The organism is uncultured Sunxiuqinia sp. (assembly GCF_963974515.1).
GTDB lineage: Bacteria > Bacteroidota > Bacteroidia > Bacteroidales > Prolixibacteraceae > Sunxiuqinia.
The window spans coordinates 1-14,883 of record NZ_CAXBDD010000097.1; the positions used below are offsets into that span (position 1 = coordinate 1).

General features: G+C 47.3%; 11 protein-coding genes. 9 read left to right on the forward strand and 2 right to left on the reverse strand.

Annotated features, from left to right (window positions below; all coding sequences use genetic code 11):
- Nucleotides 1–519 precede the first annotated feature (519 nt).
- The 9 genes from AAC033_RS15700 (at nt 520) to AAC033_RS15740 (ending at nt 12,189) form a co-directional block, all read left to right on the forward strand.
- Nucleotides 520–2,436, forward strand: coding sequence for a glycoside hydrolase family 97 catalytic domain-containing protein (locus AAC033_RS15700; protein ID WP_339739820.1), 1,917 nt, complete (start codon nt 520–522; stop codon nt 2,434–2,436).
- Between the two features lie 13 nt (nt 2,437–2,449).
- Complete coding sequence (gene xyl3A, locus AAC033_RS15705) at nt 2,450–5,065, forward strand: xylan 1,4-beta-xylosidase (protein ID WP_339739822.1); 2,616 nt, start codon at nt 2,450–2,452, stop codon at nt 5,063–5,065.
- A 65-nt stretch (nt 5,066–5,130) separates the two neighbouring features.
- Nucleotides 5,131–6,294 carry an alpha/beta hydrolase-fold protein gene (locus tag AAC033_RS15710; RefSeq protein ID WP_339739824.1) on the forward strand — a complete coding sequence of 388 codons (1,164 nt, stop codon included), beginning with the start codon at nt 5,131–5,133 and terminating at the stop codon, nt 6,292–6,294.
- 21 nt (nt 6,295–6,315) lie between these two features.
- Nucleotides 6,316–7,512 (forward strand): alpha/beta hydrolase-fold protein, encoded by a 1,197-nt coding sequence (locus AAC033_RS15715; RefSeq protein WP_339739826.1) that lies wholly within the window; start codon nt 6,316–6,318, stop codon nt 7,510–7,512.
- A 10-nt stretch (nt 7,513–7,522) separates the two neighbouring features.
- Complete coding sequence (locus AAC033_RS15720) at nt 7,523–9,091, forward strand: carboxylesterase family protein (RefSeq protein WP_339739828.1); 1,569 nt, start codon at nt 7,523–7,525, stop codon at nt 9,089–9,091.
- Between the two features lie 200 nt (nt 9,092–9,291).
- A complete protein-coding gene (locus AAC033_RS15725; protein ID WP_339739831.1) occupies nt 9,292–9,645 on the forward strand; it encodes a hypothetical protein in 354 nt (117 codons plus the stop codon).
- Nucleotides 9,646–9,696: 51 nt separating this feature from the next.
- Complete coding sequence (locus tag AAC033_RS15730) at nt 9,697–10,119, forward strand: DoxX family membrane protein (RefSeq protein ID WP_339739833.1); 423 nt, start codon at nt 9,697–9,699, stop codon at nt 10,117–10,119.
- Nucleotides 10,116–10,559, forward strand: coding sequence for a DsrE family protein (locus AAC033_RS15735; RefSeq protein ID WP_339739835.1), 444 nt, complete (start codon nt 10,116–10,118; stop codon nt 10,557–10,559). Before AAC033_RS15730 ends, AAC033_RS15735 begins: the two co-directional genes overlap by 4 nt.
- A 13-nt stretch (nt 10,560–10,572) precedes the next feature.
- Nucleotides 10,573–12,189: a bifunctional metallophosphatase/5'-nucleotidase gene (locus AAC033_RS15740; protein ID WP_339739837.1), complete on the forward strand. Its 1,617-nt coding sequence runs from the start codon at nt 10,573–10,575 to the stop codon at nt 12,187–12,189.
- Between the two features lie 308 nt (nt 12,190–12,497).
- Here the strand turns inward: AAC033_RS15740 and AAC033_RS15745 are convergent, their stop codons facing one another.
- Both AAC033_RS15745 and AAC033_RS15750 read right to left on the reverse strand, forming a co-directional pair.
- Nucleotides 12,498–13,631: a GDP-L-fucose synthase gene (locus tag AAC033_RS15745; protein ID WP_339739839.1), complete on the reverse strand. Its 1,134-nt coding sequence runs from the start codon at nt 13,629–13,631 to the stop codon at nt 12,498–12,500.
- 235 nt (nt 13,632–13,866) lie between these two features.
- Nucleotides 13,867–14,883, reverse strand: a 1,017-nt coding sequence (locus AAC033_RS15750; protein ID WP_339739841.1) for a hypothetical protein, incomplete at its 5' end; no start/stop codon positions are given.

Consider the following 14,883-nt stretch of genomic DNA (forward strand, 5'->3'; position numbering starts at 1 on the left):
GTGACTGCGTGCTTCTTATTTTGGTCGGGAATCAGGCTCGTTTTCCAATGTTTTGTTCTGGTAACAAAGTTTGATGAATGATTATGTTTATGGATGTAAAATCAAACGCTTTCCGGTATGGTCGCCCAAATGATCAGTTATTCCCGCTCAAGTATCTAAATTTTGCAATCATATATCTAAATTTGATATTGGTGACTTCGACAATGGTTTAACTTTACATTCATGAACCTAACAAATAGACGATTTCTCAAATAGGTGCAGTCTTGACCAGGCGTGAGGGATTTGCTTCACAACGATTAAAGTGACGCTCCCGTTACAATGAATCTGGAAAAATCGTAGATGTTCAGATATAAGCTTAGAAAACGAACGCAAATGAACTATGAAGCAAATGGTACTTTCCTGTCAGGTTTTTCGCGGAGGTCACCACAATCGGAGAGATGGCGAGCTTACCTGTATCGTGTGGTTCAACTTGCGATGAAAAGAAAATGACGTTCAATGCATTCACTAGCAACTAATAAAATGAAAACAAAACTATTTACGGCACTCTTGCTTCTAACCGCGATGTCTGCAGTTTCTCAGGAGTTGACAGTTACTTCCCCAAATCAAAAAATAAGTGTCGGCCTACTCAATGACCGGCAGGTCAGCACCGGCGAATGGTATTTGAAGGTCAGTTACCACAGCGATACCCAGATTTCAGAAGTGATTCCCCGAATTGATTTGGGATTGATAAGAGATGATCAGGGTTTTTCAAAAGACCTTAAATTCCTGAAGGCGGGAAAGCCCACCACTATAAATGAAGACTATAGCGCAATACACGGTAAACGTTCCCAATGCAGCAATGAGGGCAACGAAGTGGTGGTAGCATTCGAAAATCCCGGCAAAGCCAGAATGAACCTCATTGTCAGGGCATATAACGATGGGGTTGTATTCCGGTACGAATTTCCTGAAAGAGAAGGCGTATTTACGATTCAGGACGAACTCACTGCTTATGTTGTACCCGATACTACCGAACGCTGGCTGCAAAAATTTGATCTTTCAAACGAAGGGTTGTACAACCATATGAAAGATGACCAAGCGCAACAAGACTGGAGTTATCCCGCGCTTTTCCATGTTGGCAATAATGCCTGTTGGTATCTTGTGCATGAGGCCGATGTGGACAGAGACTATTGTGCAACAAAGCTCAGCAATCTTGACAACCGATCTTCCTACAAGGTAACCCTTCCTTATCCTCACGAAGGCGAAGGAGAGGCCTTGCCGACCATTAATCTCCCGTGGAAATCGCCTTGGCGTGTAATCATTGTGGGCGACTTGTCCGATATTGTCGAATCAACATTGGTGGACGATATTTCCAGCCCTTCTAATTTAGCCGATACCGATTGGATCAAGCCGGGGAAGGTCTCTTGGAACTATTGGTCAGACAATCATGGCACCCGCGATTTTAAAACCGTTTGTGAGTTTACCGATTTGGCTGCCGCTATGGATTGGCCATACACTTTATTCGATTGGGAGTGGGATGTAATGACCAATGGTGGAACTGTTGAAGATGCAGCAAAGTATGCCCTCTCGAAAGGTGTTAAACCCTTGATATGGTACAACTCAGGCATGTTTAAATGGATTACGGCAACCCCGGTCGATCGGATGAAAACCCACGAGAACAGAATGAAAGAGTTTGCCTGGTTGAAGGAGAAGGGATTTGCTGGAGTGAAAATTGATTTTTTTCTCAGCGAAAAACAATACATGATTGACTATTACCTGGATATTCTTGAAGATGCTGCCAAATTCGAATTGTTGGTTTATTTTCATGGATGCCTGGTACCACGGGGTTGGGCACGTACTTATCCGCACCTGATGACCTACGAAGGCGTTCGCGGTGCCGAATGGTACAACAACAACCCGGAATTGACAACCACCGCCCCTGAGCATAACTCAGTCATGCCTTTTACCCGGAATGTCGTAGGTTCAATGGACTATACCCCGGTTACTTTTGCCAATTCGCAGCACCCTCACATCACATCGTACGGGCACGAACTTGCCCTTAGTGTGGTCTTTGAATCAGCGCTTCAGCACATGGCTGACCGTCCCGAGGGCTACGCTGATTTGCCCGATGCCGCCAAGTGGTTTTTAAGAGAAGTGCCTGCCGCATGGGACGATACGAAATTCCTGGGAGGCTTTCCCGGGCGTGATGTGATGCTTGCCCGCCAAAATGGTGATGCATGGTATCTCGGTGGAATCAATTCAGAAAATAAAGAGAAGACCCTAACGATCAATTTTGATTTCCTGACATCCGGGCAGAAGTATAAACTTACACTCATTGCTGACGGGAAACACGACAAGAGTTTTATTACCAGATATTTGGTGGTAGATGAGACCAGCAAGCTTGATGTGAAGCTGCTGCGTAGGGGAGGCTTTGCTGCGAACTTAACACCGCTATATTAAACGTGATTTAATTATGAGAACAATATTTTTCTGCATAGCAAGACGACTGTTTTTTATATCGTGCATTCTTTGCTCAGGACAAGCTTTCGCGCAGCAATTCCCTTTCCAAAATCCAACCCTAAATTCCGAAGAACGGGCCAAAGACTTGATTTCAAGGTTGACCCTTGAAGAAAAGGCCGCATTGATGTGCGACCAAAGCGATGCCATCCCACGTTTGGGCATCAAAAAATTCAACTGGTGGAGCGAAGCACTACACGGCTATGCCAATAATGACAGTGTCACCGTATTTCCCGAACCCATTGGCATGGCCGCCTCGTTCAACGATGAATTGTTGTTTCATATTTACGATGCGGTATCAGACGAAGCCCGTGCCAAATACCACCAATGGCTGAGGCGTGGAAATGAGAACAAACGATTTCTGAGCCTGTCGGTATGGACCCCTAACGTCAATATTTTTCGTGATCCGCGCTGGGGGCGTGGTCAGGAAACTTATGGTGAAGACCCTTACCTTATGTCGCGTATGGGTGTTCAGGTGGTAAAAGGCTTGCAGGGGCCAGCCGATGCCAAATACCGCAAACTGTTGGCCTGTGCCAAGCATTATGCGGTACACTCGGGACCCGAATGGAGCCGCCACGAACTGAACCTAAACGATGTGAACCCCCGGGAATTGTATGAAACTTACATGCCCGCGTTCAAAGCACTGGTTCAGGAAGCCGATGTACGTCAGGTCATGTGCGCGTATCAACGTCTGGACGATGAACCCTGTTGTGGAAGTACCCGCCTGTTGCAGCGCATATTACGTGACGAATGGGGCTTTAAATACTTGGTCGTGTCTGATTGCGGCGCCATTACCGACTTTTATACCACACACAAGGTGTCTTCAACCCCGGTACACGCCGCAGCTAAAGGTGTGCTGGCAGGTACCGATGTGGAATGTGTTTGGGACAATTATCCCTACAAAACGTTGCCCGAAGGGGTTGAGCGGGATTTAATCAAAGAAGAAGTGATTGATAAAAGCTTGATGCGCGTGCTGATTGGCCGTTTCGATCTGGGCGATTTCGACGACGATGCCCTGGTGCCGTGGGCGCAAATACCTGCTTCGGTGCTCAATAGCGATAAACACCGGAAGCTCGCTTACGAAATGGCCCAGCAGTCAATGACCTTACTTCAAAATAATAACCATATTTTGCCATTGTCGAAATCGGCTAATAAAATTGCAGTGATCGGTCCGAATGCTGATGATGAAGAGATGCTCTGGGGTAATTACAACGGTACGCCCATTCATACCATTAGCATTTTGGATGGCATAAAAACGAAACTTCTTGAAAGAAAAATTTTCTACGACAAAGGGTGTGATTTGGTTGAGGATAAGGTAACCGAAAGCTATTTCACGCAACTTTTTTTCGAAGGAAAACAAGGGTTTAAAGCGACTTATTGGAACAATCCCGATCTTAAAGGTGAAGCCGTAACAACAGTTCAAATCACGAATCCCATTAAGAAGACTACAGCGGGCCAGCACGAATTTGCTTCGGGGGTAAAGCTCGAAGGTTTTTCTGCGTTGTTTGAAACTGAGTTCATTCCAAAAGAGTCTGAGGAACTGGTATTCAAAGGTGGTGCGACCGGCCATTTCGAATTATTGGTCAACGGAGAATCATTGATCAAGTATGATAATTGGAGAACGCTTCCTTCAAGGATTCCGTTCAAGGTTGAAGCTGGAAAAAAGTACAAAATTGAAGTTCGCTATGCGCAACGTGAAAACTGGCAAGCAAATATTGAGTTTGATTTTGGTAAGGAGGTGGACGTTGATTATACCGCCCTTATAAACAGGCTGAAAGGTATTGAAACGGTTGTGTTTGTGGGCGGTCTTTCGGGCAAGCTCGAAGGCGAGGAGATGCCCGTCTCTTACCCCGGATTCAGAGGGGGTGACCGCACCAATATTGAGCTTCCTTCGGTTCAGCGCAACGCGTTGAAAGCGTTAAAAGCTGCCGGTAAAAAAGTCATTTTTGTCAACTGCTCAGGTTCGGCACTTGCTTTGACACCCGAAACGGAAAGCTGCGACGCTATTCTTCAAGCGTGGTACGCGGGCGAAATGGGTGGGCAAGCCGTCGCCGACGTACTTTTTGGCGACTATAACCCTTCCGGTAAACTGCCCATCACATGGTATAAGAATTCAGATAATTTAGGCGATTTCGAAGATTACTCGATGAAAGGGCGGACCTACCGTTACACAACCGATTACCTTTTCCCATTCGGATATGGCTTAAGCTATACCGATTTTCAGATCGGGACAGCGCGTGTCAGCAAAGCGACCATCAATGCCGATGAAACCATCAGCATGACCATTCCGCTAAAAAATACCGGCAAACGCGATGGTACCGAGATCGTGCAGGTTTATGTGCGTAAGGTGAACGACATCGACGGTCCATTAAAAACATTGCGGGGTTTTCAACGGGTTGAAGTCCCTGCCGGACAAACAAGGCAGGCCACGATCAGCCTTCTCCCGTCAGCATTTGAGTTTTATGATTGGAGCCAGCGAAAAATGACTGTAACTCCAGGCGAATATGAAGTGTATTATGGAAATAGTTCCGATGATAACGATCTAAAGCGTTTAAGCTTGACCATTGAATAATGCTTTTTAAAAAAATGAAACCGATGCTGAAAGGCTGAACGATAATAATCTAACTATTGGATAGGATGAAAATGATAAAACAGATCTCCTCAATTTTCGTGTTGTGTGTTTTTGTTTCGGTAAACACAATGGGGCAGGTAGTCGAGGACTTTATACCTTCGCCGGTTAACCAGCCGGGACGTGAGTACCCGCAAGTGAATTCCGAAGGCCGTGTGCGCGCGCAAATTATGGCTCCCGATGCCAACTATGTCCAACTCGACATTGGCGGAGTAAAGTACGATATGGTGAAAGATGAAAACGGGCTCTGGACAGGCGAATCGGCCCCGCAAGACCAAGGATTTCACTATTACCAACTGAACATTGATGGCGCGTCAGTACCCGACCCCGGTACCAACTACTTTTACGGTGCCGGCCGGTGGGGAAGTGGCATCGAAATTCCGGCGTACGATGGTCAGTTCTATGCCATGAAAGATGTCCCACACGGTTTGGTGAGCGCGGTCAATTATTATTCGAAACTGACCCAATCGTTCCGACGTTGTTTTGTCTATACCCCGCCGGGTTACGAAGCAAACACGGATGAGCGTTACCCAGTTCTTTACCTTCAGCACGGAAGTTTTGAAGATGAAACCGGATGGCCGGGTCAAGGCAAGGCCAACCTGATTATCGACAACCTGATTGCAGCAGAAAAGGCTGCTCCCATGATTGTTGTAATGGATAACGGCTACGCCTATAAACCGCAGGACAATACCGCTGACAATATCCGTCCGGTTTCAGTGTTCGAAGAAGTGATGATCACTGAAATCATACCCATGATCGATACGAAGTTCCGCACCATGCCTGAACGTAAACACAGGGCAATAGCCGGCTTGTCGATGGGTGCCAACCAAACCATGCGGATCATCATGAACAACCTGGACAAGTTCTCTAATTACGGTGGCTTTAGCGGTACATCCAATTATCCCAGTGCCAACGAAATTGATGTGGAAACGTTTTTGGACGGGAAATTCAATGACGGGAAAAAAGTGAATGAGCAAATCGACGTTCTTTGGCTTGGCTTGGGTACTAAAGAACCGGAACCTTTTCCCGGGTCAATAGGAGCCTTTCGCAAAATGCTTGACAAACAGGGCATTGAACACACCTACTACGAATCGCAAGGCACTGCGCACGAGTGGCAAACCTGGCGCAGGTCGTTGTACCAATACGCGCAACTACTTTTTAAGAATAAATAGATGGATTTTGAAAGCATACATATGAAAATAAAACGCTCTTTACCAATCTCGTTTTCCGTTGCATTTATATTGAGCACAATCGTTTGCAGTGCACAGCAAGCCAATGTCAATCTCGATTATAATCCGCAGAAAAACACCGAGGGCTTGACTCCGTTCAGTGCTCCCTTGAATTCGCCCGAGGTGCACGATGACCAAACGGTTACTTTTCGCTTAAAGGCTCCCAATGCCGAAAAAGTTGAGTTACCAGCAGGGGCAATTCATACTGCTCTTGACCTGGGACGTGAACCAATCCCGTTTACAAATGGGGCGGATGGCATTTGGACCTTGACCATCGGCCCGCTTGAACCCGATATGTATGCTTATCATTTGAGGGTCGATGGGGTGCAAATAGCCGATCCCAGCAATACTTACGCCGCCTTTACCGCGATGCCACCATACAGTCAGTTGGTTGTCCATGGCGACGGACCTGCATATTACGATGCTCAAAATGTTCCGCACGGCAATGTTACCCGGCATGTTTATCATTCGGAAGTTACACAAGGTGAGCGTGAACTGTATGTTTATACGCCTCCGGCTTATAACCCGAAGAAGAATTATCCGGTTTTGTATTTGCTTGGCGGAAGCGGTGAACTCCCTTCCAACTGGGTGTATGATGGCCGGGTGAATTTTATCATGGACAACTTGTTGGCCGAAGGAAAAGCCACTCCCATGATTATCGCCCTTCCCAACAATCAAATCATTCACCGGAATCATCCTAAACATTCAGAGCTCACCTTCGATATTTTTGAGCAGGAGCTTCGCGAACATGTAATTCCGGTGGTTGACAACGCCTACAGCACCATTCAATCGCCCAAAGGCCGGGCCATTTCAGGCTTGTCGATGGGTGGCCGGCACAGTATGTTTATTGGTTTCCGTTCGCTCGATTTGTTTGCCAATTTTGGAATTCTTAGTGCTGGCGATGTAGATGCGGAAACATCGCTTAAAAACTTTCTAAACGATTCCAAAGTGAATGAAAAGGTTGATTATCTTTTTGTTGGGCAAGGCACCAAAGAAGCTCAGGGCTTTTTTAATCAGCGGGTTCAGGGATTGCTTGACGCATTGAACAATCACGACATTACACACGAATATTACATCGGCGGAAATGGCGGTCACGACTGGTCTACCTGGCGTCACCTGTTATATTATCGCTTTCTGCCCAACCTTTGGGGAAAAAATTAAAACTGAAGAAATGAAACAAATCAACTTCCTGTTTATCGCCATGCTGGTCCTTGTTTCAGGTGCCTGCACCCAACTTCAACCCGGTCAGCTTAAGGTTGAAGGTGGAATCATCCAGGGAACCCTTGCTGATGATTTAAGCATTTACAAGGGCATTCCCTTTGCGGCTCCGCCCGTGGGAGATCTGCGCTGGAAAGCACCTCAACCGCTTGAAGCCTGGGAGGGTGTAAAGCAAACTACCGAATATGCTCCGGCACCCATGCAGGGCGGAAATCCGGTATCGGGAAAAAGTGAAGATTGCCTTTACTTAAACGTGTGGACACCTGCCAAATCGATCAACGAAAAGCTGCCGGTTCTGGTTTGGATTTACGGCGGTGGCTTCAGTTTTGGCTCCACCTCCGATCCCGTTCACAATGGTGAGCATCTTGCCCGCAAAGGCGTGGTGTTGGTGAGCATTGCCTATCGGGTAGGGCAGCTGGGCTTTCTGGCGCATCCCGAACTGAGTGCCGAAAGCCCCAACGGTGTTTCGGGTAACTACGGCTTGCTCGACCAAATTGCCGGACTTCAGTGGATTCAAAACAACATCGCGGCCTTTGGTGGCGACCCTGGTCAAGTGACCATATTTGGCGAATCGGCCGGAGGCATCGCAGTGAGCATGTTGTGTGCATCACCATTGGCAAAGGGTTTATTCCATGGTGCCATCTCTCAAAGTGGTGGCTCTTTTGGTCCGACCCGCCCCACCACTTATCCCGGCGAAAACATGAAGACCCTTCAGCAGGCTGAGCACGATGGAATTGAATACTTAAAAGGTTTTGGACTTTCGAGTATGGAAGAACTTCGGAATCTCGAGGCTGAAAAGCTAATTCCCCAAGGCTGGACCATGCCCGGCGGCTGGCCCATTGTAGATGGATATGTCATTCCTGATGATCAGTTTAAATTGTACGAAGCAGGAAACTATAACGATGTGCCGGTGCTCATCGGCTATAACTCCGACGAGGGCCTGAGTTTTTCGGCCGGTCGCACACCGCAGGAATACATCGCCAGTGTACAGGAACGTTTTGGTCCGTATGCCGATTCGTTGATACAGGCTTATCCTGTTGGCGAAAACAACGTGCCCAGGTCGGCCCGCAACCTGATGCGCGATGCCGCGTTTGGCTGGCACACCTGGAGCTGGGCAAGGCTTCAATCGAAAGCAGGAAAGTCGGAAGTGTACTTTTACTATTTCGATCAACACCCCGAACGCGCCGAAGGATCGCCACAAGCCGATCATGGCACACCTCACGGTGTCGATGTTCCTTTTGTGTTTATGAACCTCGATCCGGCCAATTCGAACACCACGGAATCAGATTTGGAAATCGCCGAAACGATGGGCACCTATTGGACTAATTTTGCCAAGTATGGCGATCCCAATGGTGAAGGTGTTCTTGCGTGGCCCGCTTTCAGTGACGAAAATCCTGAAGTGATGTACCTAACCGGGCCTGCACCATTTGTCGGAGCCGTGCCAGGTGTCGAATCTCTTCGAGTGCTGGATGGTTACTTCGAATGGAGAAGGACACCTGAAGGGGAAGCTTGGGTTGAGTAGCCAACTGAAATACAATTTATGAGCCGTTTTTATTTGCTATTAATTTAGTAATCAATTGTCTGGTCGGTTGGGGCCATTTTTACGGGAGAAGATAAGGAGTCCTGTGTCACCCGCCACCATAGCAGCCAAGGTGAAAAAACATTAAAAAATCATTCCTGTGTGACTAAAGTTACAGAGAACGGAAAGCCAAATTCTTACGTTTGCGCCTGATGTTTGTTTGGCAACCGAAATACAGAAAATTCCTGGTCATTAGTTTAGTCATGCTATTGGCAATTCCTTGTTCCGTAAAAAAGGAAGCGAAACAATGGTTGCAGATCGTAGAATCCGGACAACAATCAAATACCGGCCAATCGAAAGTTGCCTGCACAAACTATGACAACTTAAAACAAGCCACAAAGAAAAAACAGGCACAAAAATACCTCCATCCTTTTGTTGCTTCATCAAAACAGGCGCGTACACCAATCATCGCGAATAAAATCAGTACTCCTGGTTTTTTCAGCGCCCAAAAAGAAAAAATCCCCTCTCATATCCTGCTTGAACAATTTCTGATTTGATTAAAGCGCGGTTTTCAATCGTGTAGTAATAATCAAATAAGAAATCGAACAATGAATAAACAACTTGCGGTGAACGGCATGTCCGTTCTCATCTTTCGTATTAGTCTGAGCGGAATTTTTGTCTCGGCGGGAATGACCCATCTGCTGAATCCAGCAGGAGCTGCTGAACGCATTCAGGCAGTTGCCTCGAACAGCTTTGCAAGCTTTTTTGGCGATCCGTATTTGCTCGTGCTTTTATCAGGCTACGCGCTGCTTATTGGCGGCATAGCACTGCTACTGGGTATATTTCCCCGATGGGCTGCGCTCGGCTTATTTTTTGTGCTCATCCCCATTACCATCAGCATTCAGTTTGGCAACGGAATAATGCACGGTCCGTTATGGAAAAACGTGGCCCTGTTTGGAGGGCTCATTTTCTTTATCATCAACAATCCAAAAGCTTACAGTATTTACAACAATAAAATCGTTAAAAAATGAAGATATATAGCATCATCCTGTTCATTGCCCTTTCCATATTAGGAGCAAATGCTGCCAGTGCACAGACAGCAGAAGACATCAGAAGAACAGAACAATCGATCCGGAAACGTGGCAAATATGCTTTACTTGTTATGAAGGCACAACACTTAAAAGCAGCCATCCTGACAGGCTCCGAACTGAAGAACAAAAACGCTGAAATTGAATTTCAGATTGTTGCTTGCGGAGAACTGGTAAAGCAAATTTCGACGGATAAGACGTTAAAGGACATCGCTCAAGAAGCGGTGAACAAGAACGGTTTGAAGATCCTCGTCTGTGGATTGTCGATTCAGCAATTTGAGGTAGACAAAACACTTCTTCCGGAAGAAACTCCAGTCACCGACAACGGATTAATCTACCTGTTCGGATTGCAGGAGCAAGGGTATAAAACAGTCATTCTTTAAAACAAATTATTTCATGAGAAACATAGTGATTACGGCAGGGCTATTGCTTTTGACATTAAGCGCCTACCAAAACAATTCGAGCAAAATGAGCGAAGAAACGATCACAATATTACAAACAGCAGATATTCATGCCTACGTGAATCCTCACGAAGAGCTTTTTGTTGAAAACGGCCGCATTGTTTTCAGAAAAGCAGGTGGCATGGCACAGATCAAAACCCTGACGGATAGTATCAGGAAGCTTAACCCCGAAGGCACTCTGCTGATTGATGGCGGTGACCTGATCCAGGGAAGTGGTTCCAGTGTGCGTTCTCAGGGGAAAATTTTCTCCCCGATTGTGCAGGCCATGAATTACGACTTGCTGATTCCCGGAAACTGGGAAGTAGTTTACGGCAAACAGATCATGCTGGAAGTCATGAACAGTTATAAAACCAATGTGATTGTTGCCAATATGTTTGACGAAGAAACCAGCAGTGCCTTGTTTCCGCCTTACTGGATCACGGAGAAAAAAGGAGTCAAAATAGGTTTTATAGCATACAACGACCCGGAAGTCCCCATCCGTCAAAATCCGGGTTACAGCGAGGGGATGAAATTTACGCCCGTGGAGGAAAACCTGAAGCAACTCATCGCTCAACTCAAAACCGAAGAGAAGGTGGACATCCTTTTCCTGGTAGCACATTTGGGTATTTCCAAACAGGTGATGTTGGCCAATCATCCAGCCGTGGAAGGAGTCGATTTTATCTTTGGCAACGATACGCACGAACGGATCCGGAAACCCATTAAAGGGAAGTACGCCAACGTGGTAGAACCCGGTGCTTTTGGCTCTTTTGTCGGACGATTGGACTTGAAAATAAAAGATAAGAAGTTGGTGGATTACACCTACGAACTGATCGATGTTTCGCCGGAAAAGTACAAGGCAGACGCGGAGGTGCAACAAAGAATCGACCAGGCGATTGCCCCATACCAGGAGGAAATGCAAACGATCCTTGGCTACACATCGGCACCCCTGTACCGCTATTTAGTGGTTGAAAATCCGATGGATAATTTTATTACCGATGCCTTACTTTGGAAAACCGGGGCAGATTTTGCCATGTCAAACGGGTTTCGCTTTGGGGTACCCATTGTTCCCGGTGCAGACGGAAAGGCTGCTGTCACCAAAGCAGACCTGTGGCGCATGTTGCCGGTGAATGAACATATGAAGATTGGAAAAGTTACCGGTCAGCAAATCAAAAACTGGATGGAGCAGGAAATTCATAATGTGTTTGCGGCCAATTATCAGGAACGCTTTGGCGGTTGGCTGGTGCGTTTTTCAGGCATGACCCTGAAGTTTGACAGTTCAAAAGCAAAAGGAAGCCGCATAGAATCCATCACCATCCAGGGTAAACCGCTTGCCTTGGATCAAACCTATACGATGGCATCATGTAACCGCACCGGGGAGCCTTTATCGACCATGTGCCGATTGAAGAATACACAGGATGCCGAGATACAGGACTACACCATGCATGAGGCCATTGAAGAATATCTGAACATGAAAGGCACCATTCACCCAACATTGGATGGCAGAGCCATTGCCACCGATCTGGGCACCCAGGCATTCTCACAAATGAAAGAAGGTGAATATCAATTTGAATAAGCAAACGTGCACGTTGCCGATGTTTGATTGGAGAATGGTCAACGGTTATTCAAGCAGCATCCTGCCGGTAGTCCATGAAGATTCATGAACATGCGTGCCCACGTTCTTCTCAGTAGCGAGGGTGGCTTCGCAGCTCCGAATTCACCGTGGGCCCACAATAATTGAAATCAGCCCCTCAATATAAATCCCCTTCAGCAAAGCGCGGCTTACCTGTGCTTTTGACGGAAGGGGATTTTCAACTATTTTCAGAAGAGCGGCCCCGAAAGTGCAGGTAGAACGATTGGTCAACCCACAGCAAAAGCTGCCTGCTACGCCAAATAATACTGGTACATCAATCGGACGCCATCTTCCAGTTCGACCTTGTGCCGCCAGCCAAGGCTGTGCAATTTGGAAGGATCGGTTAATTTCCGAAGCGTTCCGTCGGGTTTGGTCCGATCAAATTCAATGGTTCCCTGGAAACCGATTTCATTTTGAATGGTTTCGGCCAAATGGCTAATGGAGATTTCCTTCCCGGTGCCGATGTTAATGTGCGTATTTCGTACTTCGTCGCCACTGGTCGATTTGACATCGTCAAAGTTTCGGTTTTCCAATAAGAACACGCAGGCATCGGCCATATCTTCCGACCATAGGAATTCGCGCATGGGCTTGCCGCTTCCCCAAAGATAGAGGGAGACGGGAAGAACCTGGGCGGGTGGGACACTGAAAAGCCGGGTTTCCTCTTCGGCGCTGGAGTGGTGCAAATGGATGCCATATTTCTTGAGCAGATAGAGGATTTCTTCCTTGTCGGCCGATCCATCAATCCCTTCCACCGGGCGCTTGTCGAAGTCAGCACGAATAGCGTCCCAGTTTGATTCTTCGAGGCATTTAGCCAGGTGAATCTTTCGAACCATGGCAGGCAGTACATGCGAAGTTTCCAGGTTGAAATTGTCATTGGGGCCATACAGGTTGGTTGGCATAACGGAGATGAAATTGGTGCCATACTGCAAATTATAGGATTCGCAGAGTTTCAATCCGGCGATTTTGGCAATGGCATAAGGTTCGTTGGTGTACTCCAGTTCGCCAGTCAGCAAACAGTCCTCCGGCATGGGCTGGGGCGCGTTTTTAGGGTAAATGCAGGTTGAACCGAGAAACAATAATTTTTTCACGCCATGCACATAAGACTGGTGAATGACGTTGTTTTGGATTTGCATGTTTTCGTAGATAAACTGTCCGCGGTAGGTGTTGTTGGCAACGATACCTCCGACTTTGGCAGCCGCTAAAATCACGTATTCCGGTTTTTCGGTTTCAAAGAAATTGGCGACAGCTGCCTGGTTCATCAGGTCCAGTTCATCCAAGGTTCGGCCAATCAGCTTGGTATAGCCTTTATTTTGAAGGGTTTTCCAAAGGGCAGAGCCGACCAGCCCTGTGTGCCCGGCAACGTATATTTTACTATTCTTATTCATGTTTTTTACAGATTTTAGGTGTAACAGATTGCCATGTGGCCGTTTCGATTTTAATTAACCGCAAATTACAAAGATGAGATGGATTTGAGGGCTCATGAGCGTCGATAATTTCAGTTGTCGGTTTTTGCTTGGCTGTTTTCAGTTGATTCGCTGGCTTCCGGCTTCCTGCAGCTTGCTGCCTACAGGGACTGGTATTTCCTGTTTTCTGTGCTCATAGCCCGCAATCATTCTGCCGCTAAATCCCCGTTTCCTTCCGGCGGACTTTGATTTTCATGGCTCCTTTAACCGGTTGTTCAGCGACCAGTATCAGGTAGCCGCCGCCACCGGCTCCGGCCAGTTTCCACGCCAATGCCTGCGACCGGTAACTATCGATTACCTGGTTTACTTCCTCGTTGATCATCGCCGGAAACAGGGTTGTTTGCGCATGAAATGAATCGAGAAAAGCCCTGGCAAATTCTTTCAGATCTTTGTGTTTAATGGCTTGCCACGCCCGATCGGAAGCGTCAGTCAATCGTTTGACGTTTTCGGTGTTGATGGCGGTTTCCTTAAGCAAGTCGAGCCCGTTGGGACGAGGCCAAAGGAGGACCATATAGATGTGATCTTCCAGCCAGCTTAAGATGTCTTCGTCGTTCACCGATTCGATTTGTTTTGGCCAGTAGGCGGCGTCGTAATAGTGCCGTACCAGTCCGGGCATGCAAATGCCGATCGCATCCTGTGCACCCGAGATAATCTCTGATCCCGGGTCGTTTTCAAACTTAAACAGGATCTCAGCCAGACGCTCGGGCTTTTCAAGCGGCAGGGTGTAAGGCCATATTTTTTTTGCCGCATTTCGGGTCGAAGTGCTCATACCACATCGTTCGTTGTACTCAATTACGGGTTCCAATGAGAGGGTGATGGCCCACCCGGGATGGTATTTCGAAACGTAGGGTTGATCGATCCATGTTCCTGCCAGATCGATGCGGTAGGGCAGGGTGCAGTTATCGGACGATCGGATGGCTGTCGTCGAGCGGGCTGGCAGCCCGGCATCCGGAATTCGTTCCAGCACTTTGAGTTCAATGCCCAATTCATCGCACATTTTCTTTTTGGCCGGGGAATAGCCGTCCTCATTAACCACGAAATAGTCGGGCTTAAGCCCGATCAGCTCTTGGGCGAAGTCCATGATGCCACTGCCCGAGTTGATGAAGGCATCGGTGACGTGTCGAACGGATTTCACCATATAAAGGCGTTCCTGTTCGCTGTTGATGGTGTGTCG

What these genes read in the sequence shown, in the direction of transcription:
- AAC033_RS15700 (WP_339739820.1), top strand. Translation starts at nt 520, where the DNA reads ATGAAAACAAAACTATTTACGGCACTCTTGCTTCTAACCGCGATGTCT.
- xyl3A (WP_339739822.1), top strand. Translation starts at nt 2,450, where the DNA reads ATGAGAACAATATTTTTCTGCATAGCAAGACGACTGTTTTTTATATCG.
- AAC033_RS15710 (WP_339739824.1), top strand. Translation starts at nt 5,131, where the DNA reads ATGAAAATGATAAAACAGATCTCCTCAATTTTCGTGTTGTGTGTTTTT.
- AAC033_RS15715 (WP_339739826.1), top strand. Translation starts at nt 6,316, where the DNA reads ATGAAAATAAAACGCTCTTTACCAATCTCGTTTTCCGTTGCATTTATA.
- AAC033_RS15720 (WP_339739828.1), top strand. Translation starts at nt 7,523, where the DNA reads ATGAAACAAATCAACTTCCTGTTTATCGCCATGCTGGTCCTTGTTTCA.
- AAC033_RS15730 (WP_339739833.1), top strand. Translation starts at nt 9,697, where the DNA reads ATGAATAAACAACTTGCGGTGAACGGCATGTCCGTTCTCATCTTTCGT.
- AAC033_RS15735 (WP_339739835.1), top strand. Translation starts at nt 10,116, where the DNA reads ATGAAGATATATAGCATCATCCTGTTCATTGCCCTTTCCATATTAGGA.
- AAC033_RS15740 (WP_339739837.1), top strand. Translation starts at nt 10,573, where the DNA reads ATGAGAAACATAGTGATTACGGCAGGGCTATTGCTTTTGACATTAAGC.
- AAC033_RS15745 (WP_339739839.1), bottom strand. Translation starts at nt 13,631, where the DNA reads ATGAATAAGAATAGTAAAATATACGTTGCCGGGCACACAGGGCTGGTC.